This window comes from Achromobacter sp. (assembly GCF_032113835.1).
Taxonomy (GTDB): domain Bacteria; phylum Pseudomonadota; class Gammaproteobacteria; order Burkholderiales; family Burkholderiaceae_B; genus Achromobacter.
The window spans coordinates 1-18188 of the sequence record NZ_DAMCTG010000045.1; the positions used below are offsets into that span (position 1 = coordinate 1).

At 65.6% G+C, this 18188-nt stretch carries 11 protein-coding genes; 2 read left to right on the forward strand and 9 right to left on the reverse strand.

The features are described 5' to 3' along the window. The 5 genes from RT697_RS16370 to clpS form a co-directional block, all read right to left on the reverse strand. A partial coding sequence (locus RT697_RS16370) for a paraquat-inducible protein A (RefSeq protein WP_313700252.1) occupies positions 1–1131 on the reverse strand: 1131 nt, incomplete at its 3' end. Next, positions 1131–3443, reverse strand: coding sequence for an ATP-dependent Clp protease ATP-binding subunit ClpA (gene clpA / locus RT697_RS16375; protein ID WP_313700254.1), 2313 nt, complete (start codon positions 3441–3443; stop codon positions 1131–1133). The genes RT697_RS16370 and clpA, both read right to left, overlap by 1 nt. A 55-nt stretch (positions 3444–3498) precedes the next feature. Then, positions 3499–5751, reverse strand: coding sequence for a penicillin-binding protein 1C (gene pbpC, locus RT697_RS16380; RefSeq protein ID WP_409517446.1), 2253 nt, complete (start codon positions 5749–5751; stop codon positions 3499–3501). Then, positions 5706–10928, reverse strand: coding sequence for an alpha-2-macroglobulin family protein (locus RT697_RS16385; protein WP_409517447.1), 5223 nt, complete (start codon positions 10926–10928; stop codon positions 5706–5708). The genes pbpC and RT697_RS16385 overlap by 46 nt, the downstream gene beginning before the upstream one ends. 170 nt (positions 10929–11098) lie before the next feature. Further along, positions 11099–11413: an ATP-dependent Clp protease adapter ClpS gene (gene clpS, locus RT697_RS16390; RefSeq protein ID WP_056562630.1), complete on the reverse strand. Its 315-nt coding sequence runs from the start codon at positions 11411–11413 to the stop codon at positions 11099–11101. Between the two features lie 226 nt (positions 11414–11639). On the opposite strand from clpS, the gene RT697_RS16395 reads away from it, so the two are divergent. Then, on the forward strand, positions 11640–11885 hold the full coding sequence (locus RT697_RS16395; RefSeq protein WP_006220277.1) for a cold-shock protein: 246 nt from the start codon (positions 11640–11642) through the stop codon (positions 11883–11885). 198 nt (positions 11886–12083) lie between these two features. Next, complete coding sequence (locus RT697_RS16400; protein WP_313700295.1) at positions 12084–12521, forward strand: DUF192 domain-containing protein; 438 nt, start codon at positions 12084–12086, stop codon at positions 12519–12521. Between the two features lie 105 nt (positions 12522–12626). On the opposite strand, the gene pcaF is transcribed toward RT697_RS16400, so the two are convergent. The 4 genes from pcaF to sodB all read right to left on the reverse strand — a co-directional run bounded on the left by pcaF (position 12627) and on the right by sodB (position 18094). Next, the gene (gene pcaF / locus RT697_RS16405) at positions 12627–13832 is read right to left on the reverse strand and encodes a 3-oxoadipyl-CoA thiolase (RefSeq protein WP_313700258.1); all 1206 of its coding nucleotides are present in this window, start codon (positions 13830–13832) and stop codon (positions 12627–12629) included. A 166-nt stretch (positions 13833–13998) separates the two neighbouring features. Continuing rightward, a complete protein-coding gene (locus RT697_RS16410; protein ID WP_312428605.1) occupies positions 13999–15393 on the reverse strand; it encodes a chloride channel protein in 1395 nt (464 codons plus the stop codon). A gap of 141 nt (positions 15394–15534) precedes the next feature. Continuing rightward, positions 15535–17241 carry a methyl-accepting chemotaxis protein gene (locus RT697_RS16415; protein WP_313700260.1) on the reverse strand — a complete coding sequence of 569 codons (1707 nt, stop codon included), beginning with the start codon at positions 17239–17241 and terminating at the stop codon, positions 15535–15537. A gap of 274 nt (positions 17242–17515) precedes the next feature. Next, entirely contained in the window at positions 17516–18094 is a 579-nt protein-coding gene (gene sodB, locus RT697_RS16420; RefSeq protein WP_313700262.1) for a superoxide dismutase [Fe], read from the reverse strand. Between the last annotated feature and the right edge of the window lie 94 nt (positions 18095–18188).

Consider the following 18188-nt stretch of genomic DNA (forward strand, 5'->3'; position numbering starts at 1 on the left):
GCCCTGAAAATCGGCCAGGGCCGCCAGCAATATAACGACAAATACATCCAGCATGGACCACTGGCCAATGAATTCAACCATCTGATACAACCGCGTACGCGCCCCCAGATTGGTTGTGCTACGCCATTGTTCAGTCAGCAGCAGCAAGATAAGTGCCAGCAATTTGGTCAGCGGCACCGCCACGCTTGCGATGAACACGATCAGCGCGATGTCCCACGAGCCCATCTGCCAAAGCTCCACGACGCCACCCAGAATGGTGTGCGCGCTGTCGCCCAGCAGCGAACTGACGTTCATGACGGGCAGCACGTTCGCGGGGATGTAGAAGACGACGGCCGCCAGCAGCAGCGCCCAGGTGCGCGCCACGTGGTCGGGCTTGCGGTAATGCACCACCGCGTCGCAGCGCACGCAATGATGGTGCGCTTCGGGGTCGGCATCTTTCGGCAGGGCCTGCACCTGGCCGCAGACGTGGCAACCGGTCAACACGACGTCGGGACCGGCTTCTGGCACATGCACGGGCACCACGCCGACGGATTCGGCATACCGCCACAACACATGGGGCGACAACCTGCCCAAAATCGTGAGCAGCACCGTCAGGACGCCGAACGCCGCCAGGCCGATGCCCGGCGACACCGCGGCCATCCCGGCCAGTTTCACCACCGCAACCAGCACGCCAAGCAGGAACACCGGCACCATGCACCACGGCCGCAGCACGCCCAACAGGCGCATGGCGGCGTGGAAATCCGCCGGCTCGCGGCCACGCGACAGCGGAACCAGCACCCACAGCAGCACGGTGAGCTGCAATAGCGGCAGCGCGAAGCCCGCCAGGCCGGTCATGATGGACACGAGCCAATGGCCCTGGCGCCAGGTAATGGAAATGGAGTCCAGCAGCGAAGCCTGCTGCACCATGCCCTGCACGGACATCGAAGCGACCGGGTAGGCATTGGCCACCCCGAAGACGATCAGGGCAGTGATGGCGAGCGCCAGCCAATTGGACAAAGTAAGCCCGCTGTAGCGCCAGAGCACGGCGCCGCAGCGGGCACAATTGGCCGTCTCGCCAGGTTCAAGCTGATGTCGGCGATAGATGCTTGCGCAATGTTCGCATTCAATCAGCGGCTGGCGGTCCGCGGTCATCAGTCGACGAGTTCGACTTCCTGCTTGTCCGGCGCGTCCGACGAAGGCGGCTTGCCGCTATCGTCAAAGTCCAACGTGACTTTGCCCGACTCGTCCAGATCCACCGTGACGGAACCGCCGTCGACCAGCTTGCCGAACAGCAGCTCGTCGGCCAGCGCGCGCCGGATGGTGTCCTGGATAAGGCGTTGCATGGGACGCGCGCCCATCAGCGGATCGAACCCCTCCTTGGCAAGGTGTTCACGCAGGCGCGTGGTGAATACGGCTTCCACGCGGCGCTCGTGCAGTTGGTCTTCAAGCTGCATGAGGAACTTGTCCACCACGCGCATGATGACCTCGTGGTCCAGCGCGGCAAAGGGAATGATCGCGTCCAGGCGGTTGCGGAATTCCGGCGTGAACATGCGGCGGATTTCCGCCATTTCGTCGCCGACCATCCGCGAGTTCGCAAAACCGATCGACGGACGGTTCAAGGTCTCGGCGCCCGCGTTGGTCGTCATGATGAGGATGACGTTGCGGAAGTCTGCCTTGCGGCCGTTGTTGTCGGTCAGCGTGCCGTGGTCCATGACCTGCAGCAGGATGTTGAACACATCCGGATGCGCCTTTTCGATTTCGTCGAGCAGCAGCACGCAATGCGGCTGCTTGGTGATCGCCTCGGTCAGCAGGCCGCCCTGGTCGAAGCCCACGTATCCCGGCGGCGCGCCGATCAGGCGCGACACCGCGTGGCGCTCCATGTACTCGGACATGTCGAAGCGCAGCAATTCGACGCCCAGCGTGAACGCCAGCTGGCGTGCGACTTCGGTCTTGCCGACGCCCGTGGGACCCGACAGCAGGAAAGCGCCGATCGGCTTTTCCGGCTTGCCCAGACCCGAGCGCGCCATCTTGATGGCGGCGGACAGCGCGTCGATGGCGCCATCCTGGCCAAACACCACGGTCTTCAAGTCGCGGTCCAGCGTGGCGAGCTTGCTGCGGTCGTCGTTGGAGACGGACTGCGGCGGGATGCGCGCGATCTTGGAAACGATGTTCTCGATGTCGACCTTGCCGATCACCTTCTTCTGGCGCGAACGCGGCAGCAGACGTTGCGCGGCGCCGGCCTCGTCGATCACGTCGATGGCCTTGTCGGGCAGGTGGCGATCGTTGATGAAGCGCGCCGACAGCTCGGCGGCAGCCGACAGCGCCGCCGCCGAATAGCGCACGCTGTGGTGCTCTTCGAAGCGGCTCTTCAGGCCGCGCAGGATCTGCACAGTCTGTTCGATGCTGGGCTCGGGCACGTCGATCTTCTGGAACCGGCGCGACAGCGCGTGGTCCTTTTCGAAGACGCCGCGGTATTCGGTGTAGGTGGTGGCGCCGATGCACTTCAACTGCCCCGACGACAAGGCCGGCTTGAGCAGGTTGGAGGCATCCAGCGTGCCGCCCGACGCGGAACCGGCGCCGATCAGCGTGTGGATTTCGTCGATGAACAGGATCGCGTCGGGGTTGCCGCGGATCTGCTTGAGCACACCTTTCAGACGCTGTTCGAAATCGCCGCGATACTTGGTGCCGGCCAGCAGCGCGCCCATGTCCAGAGAAAAAACCTGAGCGGCCTGCAGGACTTCGGGCACTTCGCCGCGCGTGATGCGCCAGGCCAGGCCTTCCGCGATGGCGGTCTTGCCAACGCCGGCCTCGCCCACCAGCAGCGGGTTGTTCTTGCGGCGGCGGCACAGCACCTGAATGACGCGCTCGACTTCGTGCTCGCGACCGATCAGGGGATCGATGCGGCCGGCCAGCGCGGCGGCGTTCAGGTCGGTGGCGTACTGATCCAGCGGCGACTGACGCGAGTCGCCCTGCTCTTCAGCATTGGGCTGTTGCTCTTTCTGCACGGCGGCGGACTCCACCTGCGGCTGTTTGGTAATGCCATGGGACAGAAAATTGACCACGTCCAGGCGCGTGACGCCCTGCTGTTGCAGGTAGTACACGGCGTGCGAGTCCTTTTCACCAAAAATGGCCACCAGCACGTTCGCGCCCGTAACGGGCTTCTTGCCCGTGCCGCCGGCGGAGACGTGCATGATCGCGCGCTGAATGACGCGCTGGAAACCCAACGTGGGTTGCGTGTCGACTTCTGCGCCGCTGGGAATTACCGGCGTGTTTTCCGATACGAACTGGCGCAGGTTGCGGCGCAGGTCGTCCAGGTTGGCCGCGCACGCGCGCAGGACCTCGACCGCCGAAGCGTTGTCGAGCAACGCCAACAGCAGGTGCTCGACGGTAATAAATTCGTGCCGGGCCGAACGGGCCTCGACAAAAGCCATATGCAGGCTGACTTCAAGCTCTTGAGAAATCACGCTTCCTCCGTAACGCATCGAAGCGGGCTAATACACGATTCATATTCTATGCCGATCATGGCGTAACGCCAGCGATTTCAAAAACCACGCTGTCGTGCCGGCCATGTGTATCCATGACGGTTAGCGTATACCGGCCGTCGTGCGCCAGCACCAAATTAAACGGATGACCCGCGGCGCCATGACTTGCGACACGACCATCGAGCATCCACCATACTTCGCCTTCAGCGCCCTGGACATCGACGTCCAGCGCGACTTGTTGCATGCCGGGCACGGGCCGCAGCACCGAGCCGTTGGCCACGCCGCCGAGACGCAGCGGTCCCTGAGTGGCGTCGGCATAGCCGGCAAACGAGGGCGGCGCCGTTTCATTGAGCATCCAGGCCGCCCGTTGTTCGGGACACGCGCCCGAGGGCTCGCTACCCAGCCTGTAACCCAAGGGCCAGCATGTCACCACCGCCTGCACCGTTTCGGGCCTGACGCGGACCTGCTGGGCGCCTTCCGGCAATGCCGCCACGATGTCCTGCAGTAGCGGCGCCGCCACATTCGCCCCGAAAAATCCCGGGTTCGGCGTACCGTCGGGCCTGCCGACCCATACGCCGATCGTCCATCTGTCGGTCACTCCGACCGCCCAGGCGTCCCGGAAACCGAAACTGGTCCCGGTTTTCCAGGCCAGTTGGCGGCCAGGATTACCGGATTGGTAGAACGGCCGGTCCGGGTGTCCCCCGCCTTCGAGGATGTCCCGGACGATCCAGGCCGCGCCAGGACTCATCATACGGGACTCGACAAGGGGCTGCTCCGGCCTGAGACGGGGCCGCCCCGAGATGCCATCCCGGGCCAGCGCGCGATACGCGCCGACCAGTTCTTCCAATGTGGTGCCGCCCCCGCCCAAAATCAAGCTCAGATTCGGCTCGGCGCCCGCGGGCATTCGTAACTTCACGCCGCCCGCCAGCATAACCGAGGCAAAACTGGCCGGGCCGACCCGGTCCAGCAGGTCCACCGCGGGCACATTCAACGACCGTTGCAAGGCCTGCGCCACGCTGATCGGCCCCGCGAACGCCGCCTGGAAATTACCTGGCGCGTAGCCGCCGAACGACATGGGCGCGTCGATCAGCAGGCTTTCCGAATGGATCAGTCCCTCGTCCAGGGCCTGGGCGTACAGAAAAGGCTTGAGCGTCGAACCCGGCGAACGCACCCCGCGCACCATGTCCACGTGCGAGTAACGGGAATCGTCGGAAAAATCAGCCGAGCCAGCGTAGGCCTTGACCTCCAGCGTATCGTTGTCCATCACCAGCACCGCCATCGACACCTTCGGCGGAAGGTTATCGACCCGGTCCAGCAACATTTGTTCCACCGATGCCTGCATGTCGGCATCCAGCGTGGAAGTGACCAGCGGTGGCCGCCCGCCCGCGCGGCGTGCGCCGCCCGCCTCCAGCAGCAGGCGCTGCGCCGCCAGGGGCGCGAGCCAGCGCGCCCGCAGCGGTGGCGCGATGACGGTTTCGATCTTGGCGTCTGCCACCTCGGCCGGGCTCCAGCGGCCCAGTTCGGCCATGCGATCCAGCACCTTGTCACGGGCGGCCTGCGCGGCCTCGGGATGGCGGTCGGGCCGCAGCCGCGATGGGGCCTGCGGCAAGGCGGTCAGCATGGCGGCCTCGGCCGGCCCCAGGTCGCGAGCCGGTTTGCCCAGCCAGAGCCGCGCCCCCATTTCAACGCCCTCGACAATGCCACCCATCGGCGCATGCGTCAGATACAGCGAAAGAATCTCGTCCTTGCTGTAGTGCATTTCCAGCTGCACGGCGCGCCACGCCTGCCGCAGCTTGGCCGACATCGTGCGCGACGGCTTGCCCGCCAGTTGCGGATCGATCAGCCGCGCGACCTGCATGGTCAGGGTGGAACCGCCGGACACGATGCGGCGGTTGGTGGCCCACTGCCAGCCCGCGCGCGCGAGCGCCACGGGGTTCACGCCCGGATGCCAGTAGAACCAGCGGTCCTCGTAGGTCAGGAGCGTTTCCAGATAGTGAGGCGAGACCTGATCGGGCTGGACCGGGTAGCGCCAGATGCCGTCGCGGCTGGGATAGTTGCGCAGCGGCGTGCCGTCGGCGGCGACGACGACCGCCGCCCCGCCCGAGTCGATGGGGGGCAGCGGATACAGACGGTCGAGCGCGAATAACAACGCGGCCAGCGCTGACAACGCGCTGGCCGCGAAGATGCCGCGCCGCCGCCAGCGGCGGGCGCGCGATGCGCCCGCCTGGCAAGCAGCGGCGTCGTTCAAGGACGCTTGGCGCCGCGATCGCGGATTTCGACCGTGCTCCATTGCTCACCCACGCCGCGGATTTCGGGCCTGTACATATCCTCAGCCACCGTCGACGGCACCGCGTAGCGGCCCGGCGTCACGACGCGCACCAGATAGAACACGTCCACCTTGCCACGGCCCAGCGACACCGCGGCGACGTAGCGGTCGTCGCGGAACTCGCGATGCTTGATGTTGGAATCCGACATGGCGTCGGCCACGCGGCGCCCGCCGATCGTCCAGTCCTGCATCTCCGGGCTTTGCGACAGGTTGAGGTTTTCGACCTCGAAACCTGCCGGCACGCGGTCAACCAGCAGCCCGTCCGGGATGTTCTGATTGGCGCTGGCCTGGACCCACACCACCAGCATGTCGCCGGTCTGCAGGGAGCCGCCATCCCACGGGCGGCCGTCCGGACGGTACCAGCCGCGCTTGAGCTGGATGATGTCGTTGCGCGGCGCGGGCGTCGCGGTCGGGCTGCCCTGGATGTCGTATTCGACAAACAAGGACTGGCTGCCCGTGTTCTGCAACTGCGTACCCGCCAGATCCGCGGCCGAGAGCGAGACCGTCTGGTCGCTCTTGCCGCCCGTCAACGGCTTGCGCTCGCCATTGACGGTCAGCACCGCTTCCCACGGCGTGTTCTTGCTACCGCCCGCGACGCGCGCGGCCAGCAGCAGGGCCATCTGTTCCTGCGTGGACAGGTACGAACGGTTGCCCAGGCGGCTGGAGAGCTGATTCAGCAGGTTCTCGCTGCGTTCATGGCGCAGCTCGTACTGCGAAACCAGCGCATAGGACAGCGCGTAGTCGCGCACGCTGCTGCCGTAGTCGCCCATCCATTCGTCGTAGTAGGCGCTGCTGCGATTGTTGATGTTGATGCCGTAGGCACGCGTCATGGCCAGGTCAAGCGCCTGTTTCATGCGCCCTTCGTCGCCCATCAGCTTGAAGGCGGCGGCCAGTTGCACCAGCGGCAGCGGCGAGCGCGCGCGTTCCTGGTAATTGTCGAACAGCTGACGCACGGTCGACAGCGGCGCCTTCTTGTCGCGCGCCAGCGCAAGTGCGGCGGTAGCCAGGCCGGCAAAGCGGCGATGGTCTTCGCGCAGCACGTTGGCGTCGCTGCTGTCGATGCGGTTGGCTTCGACGTTGCGGCGCAGGTTGGCCGACCACGTGCCGAATGCGCCGGCGCTCTGCTGCACCTGCTCCAGCAGCCACGTCCGCGAACGGTCCAGCGACGCCTCGGGCACGTCGAAACCACGATCCCGGGCGTCCTGCATGAAGCCCACGGCGTAGGCCGTCAGCCACACGTCGCGCGAGGACGCGCCGCTCCAGAGGTTGTACGAACCGACCGAGTTGCGCATGCCCGACAGGCGGCTGATGGCGCCGGCGACCTTGGTGGCGCGTTCGGCCTCGGTGCGCGGCTTCAGGCCGAACTGCTTGGCGGCATCCTCATCCAGCATCACCCACGGCATGGTCGCGCTGATGGTCTGCTCGGTGCATCCATATGGATAGTTGAGCAGGTCCTCGACCAGACGATTGATGTTGAACGGCGGACGATTCGACACGGTCAGGCTGACGGTCGTCGAGTCCGGGTAATAGGACGCGACCCACGACGCCTGCGCCGCTTGCGACTCGCCCGGATTCAGGCGCAGACGCCGAACCTGGCGCTCGGGCGCATGCGCCGGCTGCACCTGCAGCACGGACTCGCGCACGATGCGGATCGGCTGGGCGCCGCCCTGCCCGTCCACCGTCAGGCGCATGAGGCCCAGGCCATACGAACCGGTGGTGGTCGCCGTGAACCGCAGCGTCGTGCGCTGCTTGTCTTTCAACGTGACAGTGCGCACGCCATCGACGATGGCCAGCGGATCCAGAGCTTCGAGCTTGACCGAGATCTTCTGTTCGGCGCCGCTCAGGTTGGTGACGTCCAGCGCGATGGCGGCCTGGTCGCCCGGCGTGATGAAACGCGGGGTGTTCAGTTCCGCCACGATGGGCGCCGCCACGACCATTTCGGCATCGGTGCTGCCGTAGTTGTCGGGCGTGAACGCGACGGCCATCAGGCGCAGCGTGCCGTTGAAGTCGGGCAGGTCCAGCGGAATGTCCGCTTCGCCTTGCGCATTGAGCGCAACGGGACCCGAGAACAGGTCGACCAGCTTGACCTTCTTGGGCAGGCTCTTGCTGTCGCCGCGCATCGCGGCGTCGCCGCCCCACTTCAGCTTGCCCTTGGTGCCGTCCATCTTCTCGATGAGCTTGCCGTACATGTCCAGCAATTCGGGCGCGTAACGGTGCTTGCCGAAGAAGTAATCCAGCGGATCAGGCGTGGCGTACTGGTTGATGTTGAGAATGCCCACGTCGACCGCGGACAGCGTCACCATCGCCTGCTTGCCCTGGGCGCCGTCGACCTTGACGCGCACGGTCGTCTTGGTCTCAGGCACGGCCTTCGGCGCGGCGGTGAGCTTGACGTCCAGCTTGCGGTCGGCGCTGGCGATCGGCAGGAACGCCAGGCCCAGCGCGCGGGCCGGCGTGACGCGGTCGCCTTCACTGCCGGGGCGGAACACCGCCGCGGCCACGTACAGATCGTGGCGCTTCCATGCCTTGTCGACCGGGATCTCGACCTCGGTGCCGGTGGCCTTCACAGCCACCCACTTGGACCACAGCATGCGGTCGCCTTCGACGGTGATGAGCGCCTGGCCGTCATGCGGCGGCGTCAGCGTCAGCTTCACGGTGTCGCCCGGATTGGCGGGCACGCCTTCCAGCTTCATTTGCACGCGGTCGGGACGGTTGCCCATGGCATCGGCGTCCTGCGCGTTCCAGCCGGCATAGAAGCGATAACGCATCGTTTCGCCGGTTTCCGGATCCGTGATTTCCAGGCGGTAGCGGCCCCACTTGACCGGCACGGTCAGCTGGGTGCGATCGTTCAGCGCGATCTCGCGCGAGTCGACCAGTTCTTCGGTTTCGGTATAGCCGCTGTTCCAGCCGCGCTGGTCGTCGAACCGCCAGTAGTACTGGCGCTCTTCGCGGAACAGACGCATCTGCGCCTGCGCGAGCGGTTCGATCTTGCCTTGCGCGTTGGCGCGGATGACTTCAAAACCGGCCGGCGCGTTTTCGCGGGCCACGTCGCTGTCGAACTGCGGACGGACGGCGATCAGCTTGTCGGCGGGCCAGACGGAGCGCTCGATGGAACGGACCACCGGGCGGCCGCCGGATTCCAGCAGGCTGGCGGACACCCGGACCTTCATCGGCGAATGCGTGCCGGCGGCGTTCGGGTTGACGTCGAGCTGCGTACGGCCCTTGTCGTCCAGCTCGGACTCCGGCAGTTCGCCGAAGCTGCGGCGCGTATCGTCGGCCACGTCGCCGAAGATGAAGCCCGGCCATTGCTGGGCCAGCGCAAAGCGGTCGCGCTTGACCTGGAAGGTCGCCAAAAGGCGGTTGCCCGCCGCGGGCGCGCCATACAGATAGTCGCCCTGCACGTCGACGGTCAGTTCCTCGTCGGGGGACAGCACGTCTTGCCCCGAGGTCAGCGCCATCTTCATGCGTTCAGGCAGGAATTCCTCGACCTGGAACTTCCACGAGGCATCCGGTGCGCGCGAGGACGGATCGACGCGCAATTCCAGCAGCCACGTGCCGGTCTGCGCATCCAGCGGCAGATCGATCGCGCGCTCGACGTAGCCGGGCAGATCCTTCTGCGGCTGCCACAGCGCGGTCTGCATCGTGCGGCCATCCGGACGCTTGAGGGTCGCGGTCAGCGGCGACGGCGTCAGCACGCGGCCGTCCAGGTCGCGCGGCAGCACCGATACGTGGAAGGTTTCGCCGGGGCGGTACAGGTTGCGGCCGGCATAGACGAACAGATTGTTGGCGCGCGACGCATGGCCGCCCGTATCGAACTCGGACAGGTCCAGCGCCGGTTCTCCCAGCGCCAGCACGGTCATTTCCTTGTCGCGCGAGGCGCGGATGACGCGGGCGTTGGCAAAGCTGCCGTCAAAGCGGACATGGCCCTGCGCATCGGCGGCGGCCTTGGCCAGCGGCTTGCCGGCGCCATCCACCAGTTCAAACACCGCGCCCGAGATGGCCTGGCCCGACTTCAGCGACACCGAATACGCTTCGATGCGGTCGCTGTAGCGGCGCGCATGCAGCCCGATGTCGCTGACGTAGAAATAGGTGACCTGGTATTCGTAGCGAAAGCGGCCCGGCTGGCTCATGACCGCGACGTAAATGCCCGGCTCCTGCAATTCCTTGATGCCCTCGACGGGCAGGAACGTGACGTGGCGGCGGTTCGGCTTGTCGTCGGTGACGAAGCGGCCCTGATAGACGCTGGTCGTCAGCGAATTCAGCCGGTCCAGGTCCCAGTTGCTGACCGAGCCCTTCAGGCTGCGGTTGCCGGCATAGCGCCAGTCGTTCTCGTCATAGTTGCCGTCATCCTCGTCTTCCGAGGCGGCGGGGGTGCGGCCCACGCCCAGCACGGTGTCGAAGAGTTCGGGCACGCGTTCGGGGGACACGCGCAGGAACTGCACGTCGACCTCGGGCACGTTGACCGTGGCCACCGGCAGGCCGCCATTCTGGCCGGCCGGCAGCACCACGCCGCGGCTGGCGAAATAGAAGGACGGCGGCATGGCCTGCGTGCTGACTTCGCAATGCGAAGCCTCGGTCAGCGCGACCTTTTCGCCTGCGCCGGGCAGGCCGGAACGGACCGTGATCGCGTAGGAACGCTGCGGCTGCACATAGGGGAAGTACACGACGCGCGGGTTGTCGCCGACGACCCAGTTGCCCTTGAGAATCTTGCCCTTGGGCGCGGAATCGCCAGGACGCACCGACGCCGGCTGCTGGCCCGGCGCGGCGGCCGATTCGCTGTCCTCGTCGGCCTTGCCGGCCGTCGAACCCGTATCGGTCACCTGAAGGAAAGTGTCCAGATTGCTCTTGGCATCCACCGGCTGCGTGAAGGTCACGGCCAGCGACAAGGCATCGTTGTATTGGCGAGGTTGGCAATTCAAGGCCGCGAAGGGATCCGCCGCGCCCACCGTTGCGGTGGCAGGTAGCGTCGGCGCCGCGCTGCTCGCCGCCTGCGCGGACGGAGCGGTCGCTGCCTGCGTCGCCAGAACTGCAACCGTGCTTGCCGGCCGCTGCCCCTTGCCCATCCACCAGCCCGCGCCAATCGCGCCGGCCACCACCGCGATCCCGGCTACTGCCAGCCAGGTCTTGTTGAACTTTCCACTCACGGCGAAACCTCCCCGCCCACTAGAATGCAACGCTCCTTAGCGGCGGAGCTGCCGACCCGCATGTGCCGCGCGCTTCCCGTTACGCGGCAAAACCGTTCATCCCTGTACCCGGGATGCAACCGGCAGCACAACGCCGCCATAGCTGGCGGCGCCATTGTGTTTTGTCGAGATCAAACCGGTTCCATGACGCATTGCAGCGGGTGCTGGCGCGCCCGCGCATACTGACCGACCTGCGCGATGCGCGTGGCGGCGAGGTCACGCGGGTAAACCCCGCAGACGCCTCGGCCTTCGTGATGCACCTGCAGCATGATCCGCGTCGCCTCTTCCTGATTCTTATTGAAGAATTTCTGCAGCACTTTCACGACGAACTCCATCGGTGTGTAGTCGTCATTGAGCAGCAACACCTGGTACATCGGCGGCGGCGCAGTGCGTGCCGGCGCCTTCTCGACGACCAAGTCATGCTGGGAATCCAAGGTAGAACTCATAGGGCGGGTATTCTATTTAAACTGGGGACGGCAACCACTCAACTTACTGAAAATTACACGCAGAAATACGTAGTATCCATACTTGACTAGGTCAAGAAAAGCGGCGCATTATCCACGCATTCTGGGGTTTTCAATTCACCGAAAATCTGCCAGGAAGCCGGAGGGGGGACAGGGGTCTAGACCACAATGCCCTTCTGTCAACATACGATTCAATGAGGCAGGCCGCATGTCTGATACGACCGCAACCGCCGTCCAAGGGGACAATCCCAAATCGACGGGCACCGTCAAATGGTTCAACGATGCAAAGGGGTTTGGCTTCATTACGCCCGACGATGGCGGTGAAGATCTGTTCGCCCACTTCTCGTCCATCCAGATGAATGGTTTTAAAACCCTGAAAGAAGGCCAGAAAGTGGCTTTCGAGATTATCCAGGGGCCTAAAGGCAAACAGGCGCTTAATATTACGGCTGCCTGAGTTACCCTTTAAAGCGCAACGGTAACGTTGCGCCATTATCCAGGCGGGGCTTTCGGGCCCCGCCTTGTTATTTTCTTAATACTGCGCCGTGCCATGCTGAAGATTGCCGTTTTGTTTCCCATTGTTCATACGCTGTTCAAAACAACCTTCACCAAGGCATCGTCAGCGGCTACCGCGGCCGGCCGCAAGGTGCCGGTGATGGCCGCCGCAGCCATCGCGATCGCAGCCGCCCTGCCCCTGCCCGCCAGCGCCCAGCAACAGACCGGCCCGCAGCCGCGTCTGCCCACGACGCAACTGTCGGCCGGCATCCATATTATCCGCGCCGAGGTCGCCAACACGGACGCCACGCGGCGCGACGGTCTGATGTTCCGCAGGGAGCTGCCCGGCAACGACGGCATGCTGTTCGTCTTCGACCAACCGGACGTGCAGTGCTTCTGGATGCGCAACACGTTGCTGCCGCTGTCGATTGCCTTTATCGCCGACGACGGCACGATCGTCAACATTGAAGACATGGCGCCCCAGACCGAGGATCCGCATTGCGCGAAGAAGCCGGTGCGCTATGCGCTGGAAATGGCGCAGGGGTGGTTCGGCAAGCACGGCATAGCCGCCGGCAAAAAGCTCGACGGCCTGCCCTGACACGCTTGGGCGGACGTCCCACGCACTGAATGACAAAGGGAGCCCGAGGGCTCCCTTGTTGTTTGCCGGGAGGTGCAACGCGCACCGCCAGGCGTTCGACGCGCCTTACACGCGCTCGATGATCAACGCGATGCCTTGGCCGACGCCGATGCACATCGTGCACAGCGCATAGCGGCCGCCGGTGCGGTGCAGCTGGTTGATGGCCGTGGTGGCCAGACGCGCGCCGCTGGCGCCCAGCGGGTGGCCCAGGGCGATCGCGCCGCCGTTGGGGTTCACGCGCGGGTCGTTGTCGGCGATGCCCAGTTGGCGCAGCACGGCCAGGCCTTGGGCGGCAAACGCTTCGTTCAGTTCGATCACGTCCATCTGATCCAGCGTCAGGCCGGTCTGGGCCAGCACCTTCTGCGTGGCGGGCGCCGGGCCGATGCCCATGATGCGCGGCGCGACGCCGGCGGTCGCCATGCCGACGACGCGGGCACGCGGGGTCAGGCCGTGGCGAGCGGCGGCCTTTTCGTCGGCCAGCAACAGCGCGGCGGCGCCATCGTTCACGCCCGACGCGTTGCCTGCCGTGACGCTGCCGCCTTCGCGGACCACGCCCTTGAGCTTGGCCAGCGATTCCAGCGACGTTTCACGCGGATGCTCGTCCTTGGCCACGACGATCGGGTCGCCCTTCTTTTGGGCGATCGACACGGGCACGATCTCGGCGTCGAAGAAACCTTCCTTCTGGGCGCGCGCGGTCTTTTCCTGGCTGGCCAGCGCGAACAGGTCCTGGTCGGCGCGGCTGATGTTGAAATCGTCGGCGACGTTTTCGGCGGTCTCGGGCATCGAGTCAACGCCGTACTGCGACTTCATCAGCTTGTTGATGAAACGCCAGCCGATGGTGGTGTCATAGATGGCGGCGCTGCGCGAGAAGGCGCTGTCGGCCTTGCCCATGACGAACGGGGCGCGGCTCATGCTTTCCACGCCGCCGGCCAGCATCAGGCCGGCTTCACCGGCGCGGATGGCGCGCGCGGCGGTGCCGATGGCGTCCAGACCCGAGCCGCACAGGCGGTTGACCGTGGCGCCGGGCACTTCTACCGGCAGGCCAGCCAGCAGCGTGGCCATGCGGGCCACGTTGCGGTTGTCTTCGCCGGCCTGGTTGGCGCAACCCATGATGGCGTCGTCGAGTTCTTCCCAGCGCACGCCAGGATTGCGCGCCGCGAGGGCCTTGATGGCTACTGCAGCCAGATCGTCGGGCCGCACGGAAGCCAGCGCACCGCCGTAGCGGCCGAAGGGGGTACGAATCGCATCACAGATAAAGGCATTCACGGTCATGGGAAGCTCGAAGTGAAGTGAAAGAACTCGGGATCGGACGATGTTAACGCAGCGGTTTCGCGCCAAGTTGGTGCGTTACTTGGATGTCCGCAGCACGGACAGTGTCCAGTAGACGTTCACATTGCCCGGCGCGCGCGCGCACGAAACCGGGCGGCCATGCCCGCGATCAGTGCGCGCCGGATTTGGCCGCGCGGCCAGCGTCGACAATGGCCTGACGGCGGAAACGGCCGGCCGCCAGATGGTAGAACGGTTGCGGGCAGAACTGGCGCGACACGCCCGACGCCAGCAGCGATCCCACCAGCAGCCAGAACAGCATCGGCTGGCTGCCCGTCATTTCCATCACCACGACGCTTGCCGTCAAGGGCGCCTGCGTGGCCGCCGCCAGAAAGGCCGCCATGGACAGCAGCACCAGCACGCGTTGATCGACGCCCTCGCCCGCCAGCTCCCAGATGTGATGACCGATGCCCGCGCCGGTGGTCAGCGCCGGCGTGAAGATGCCGCCGGGAATGCCCGCCCAATAGGACGCGACGGTGGCCGCCAGCTTGGCCAGGCCAAAGCCGTCCGGCACCGAATCCTTGCCGTTGAGCAGGTCGGCCGCCACGGCGTAGCCCGTGCCGTACACGCTGCCCGCGGTGCACAGGCCGATCACCGCCAGGGCCAGCCCCATGATGAACGCCGTCCAGATGGGATGGGTCCGGATCCATGCGCGCCACGACTGCGGCGCCGCGCCGATCGGCCCCTTGCCCAGCAGGCGGGCGAAGATGCCGCCCAGTGCGCCATTGAGCGCGCCGCAGATGACGATCCACATCACCATGTTCTGCGACAGCGGTGCGCCGGCGAAGACGCCGAAATATGGATTGTTGCCTTCCACCGCCACCACCAGGAAGCCGGCGGCCAGCACGCCGATCAGCACCAGCCGCTGCCACCGCAGCACGGTGCCGCGGCCCAGTTCCTCGATGGCGAAGATCACGCCGGCCAGCGGCGCGTTGAACGCGGCCGCCAGGCCGCCTGCGGCGCCTGCCGCGATCAGCTCGTTGGCGTGAAAGCCGCGCAGCTGCAAGCCGCGGCGCTTCCAGAAATCGCCCCACGCCAGCATCAGCGCGGCGCCCACCTGCACGGACGGACCTTCGCGCCCGATCGATGCGCCGCACAGCATGCCGAAGAACGCCAGCGGTATCTTCCAGAGACTTTGGGCCAGCGACACCAGGCTGTTTTGGCTGGGACCCGGCGGCAGCGATAACGCGCCGATGACTTGCGGGATGCCACTACCGGAGGCATTGGGCGCGAAACGCAGCGTGAGCCAGCGCAGGGCGGCAAGCCCGAACGGCATGATCAGCAACGCCAGCCAGCCGTTATAGGCGACCCACTGGCGGTTCCAGGCCAGCGCCTTGTCGGCCAGATAGGTAAAACCCAGCGACATGAGCGCCACCAGCGCGGCGCCGCCCAGCAGCAGCCCCAACTGCACGCTTTTCCTCGACAACCGGTTGATCTGGCGTACCTTGCGGCGCGCCAGCCGGCGTGTTCGAGCGATGACGCGGCGGACGGGGTCAGGCAGACTCATGGACGGGGACGGGGCGGCGAGGGAGGTTGCCAACCTTACCATTCCATCCTGACCCGTAGCCGAAAGAATGCAGCGCTGCGGAACCGGAAGTGCGGACGGGAACGGCCGATCAACGGCCGTCCATCGCCGCGTGACCGGACCTCAGAACGAGGACCAGTCGTCCTGCGAAGCGCTCGCCAGCGCGGGCTTGGCCTGCGCCGCACGGGCTGCCGGCGCGGCGGGCTTGCGCACCGCCACGCGTTCGGCCGGAAGCAGCCGGGCCTGCGCCTGCGCCGCCGACCCGCCGCCTGCATCCACCTTGAAGCGGCGCACTTCCTGCGCGAGACGCGTGGCCTGCTCCTGCATGCTGGCTGCGGCGGCCGCGGCTTCCTCGACCAGCGCGGCGTTCTGCTGGGTCACCGTGTCCATCTGCGAGACGGCCTGGTTCACCTGCCCGATGCCGGTCGATTGCTCTTCCGATGCACCCGAGATCTCGCGCACCAGCGTCGCAACCTGGCGCACGCTGTCCACCACTTCGCGCATCGTGCGTCCGGCCTCGTCGACCTGACGCGTGCCGCCTTCGACGCGCGTCGCGGACTCGTCGATCAGGGCCTTGATTTCCTTCGCGGCCACGGCCGAACGCTGGGCCAGCGTGCGCACTTCGCCCGCCACGACCGCGAAGCCGCGGCCCTGCTCGCCGGCGCGCGCCGCTTCCACGGCGGCATTGAGCGCCAGGATGTTGGTCTGGAACGCGATACCGTCGATCACACCCGTGATGTCGGCGATGCGGCGCGAGCTGTCCGAGATCGCGCTCATGGTCTGCACCACGCCTTCGACAACCTCGCCGCCGCGCACGGCGACGTTCGACGCCTGGCTGACCAGACGGTCGGCCTCGCTGGCGTTGTTGGCGTTCTGCTGCACCGTGCTGGTCAGCTCTTCCATCGAGGCCGCGGTTTCTTCGAGCGAGGAGGCCTGCTCTTCCGTGCGTTGCGACAGATCGGCGTTGCCCTGCGCGATCTGCGACGACGCCGAGGCGATGTTTTCACAACCGTCGCGCACGTCCTTGACGATGCGGGCCAGGCTTTCGTTCATGGCCTTGAGCGCGCCCATCAGGTCGCCGGTTTCGTCGCGCGTGACCACGCGGATATCGGTGGTCAGGTCGCCTGCGGCCACCTGGCGCGCCGCCGACACGGCCTCGCCGAGCGGGCGCACGATGCCGCGCGTCACCAGCCAGCCCAACAACATGCCGATGGCCACGCCGGCGATCGCCAGCGCGATCATGATGGCGCGAACCGTGTTGTAGAGCGCCGTGCCTTCCGCCACCGAGCGCTCGGCGACCTTTTCCTTGCTGATGGCCAGATTGGTCATCAGGTCATCGAGCTTCTGCGACGAAGCGATGACGCGCTTTTCGGCCTCGGCCACGCGCGGATCGGTCTGCGTCATGGGCTCCGACCTGGCCGCCTCGAAGAACGCGGCCGCGTCGCGCTTCCACACCTGCTCGGTTTCGCCGAACTGCACCAGCAGGCGCTTGGTCTGTTCTTCGTAGAACTTGCTGGCAGCCTTCTCGCGCAGCACGTCCATGTTCTTGACCGCGTCGTCGAACTGCTTACGCAGCGCCAGACGCTCCTGGTCGGTGGACGCGCCCAGGTACGCATTGCGCGCGCGTCCTGCGTAGATCAGATTGATGTTGGCTTCCTTCAGATCCGAAATGCCGCGCAGTTCGGTGTCGTAAAGCCTGTCGTTCATGTCATTGATGCGCGCCAGGCCCCACACCCCAAAGGCTCCGATCGCACCGCCTATCACCGCCACCAGCAAAAACGCCCCTGTCAGGCGAGCGCCGATGCGCATCCCCGAAAATAACCGCAACATGCTTCCCTTCCCTGTGATTGCCCCGGCTTGTGCGGTCTTGCCGCAGCCATGCGCTCCGGGGTGCAGCCGCTGACCGTGGGCAACGATAGCGACGTTTCGGTAAGGGCTTACCCTGAAGAAAAGCCTGTTCCCGCGTCAGTTCCGTGTAATGAACGCGACAATCGACAGGGTTTTCGAAACTGACTTTTTCCTGAATAAAAAACCCCTCGCCAGGGCGAGGGGTCGTGTTTCCAGGCATGCAGCGCAAGGGCCGCATGCGTGCTGGAAGTGCCGATCAGGCGAAGTTCTTGGCGGCGAAATCCCAGTTCACCAGAGCCCAGAAGTTTTCCAGGTACTTGGGACGCGCGTTACGGTAGTCGATGTAGTACGCGTGTTCCCAGACATCACAGGTGATCAGCGGCTTGTCGGCCGTCGTGAGCGGGGTGGCGGCGTTGCTGGTGTTGACGATGTCGACCGAGCCGTCGGCCTTCTTGACCAGCCAGGTCCAGCCCGAACCGAAGTTGCCGGCAGCCGACTTGTTGAAGGCTTCCTTGAAGGCGTCGAAGCTGCCCCACTTGGCGTTGATGGCGTCAGCCAGCGCGCCCGTCGGTGCACCGCCGGCCTTGGGAGCCAGGCTGTTCCAGTAGAACGTGTGGTTCCAGATCTGGGCTGCGTTGTTGAAGATGCCGCCCGAGGACTTCTTCACGATGTCTTCCAGCGACAGCGTTTCGAATTCCGTACCCGGGATCAGGTTGTTCAGATTCGTGACGTACGTCTGGTGATGCTTGCCGTAGTGAAACTCCAGCGTTTCCTTGGAGATGTGCGGCGCCAGAGCGTCGAGTTCGTAAGGCAGGGGGGGAAGAGTATGTGCCATGTGATGGTTCCTTCTGTTGAGAGCACGATCAAGCCGGTCAATTGTATCGGCAACTCCTGAGGATACGGTGTTAACCCCGCGCTGGCGCGGGGTT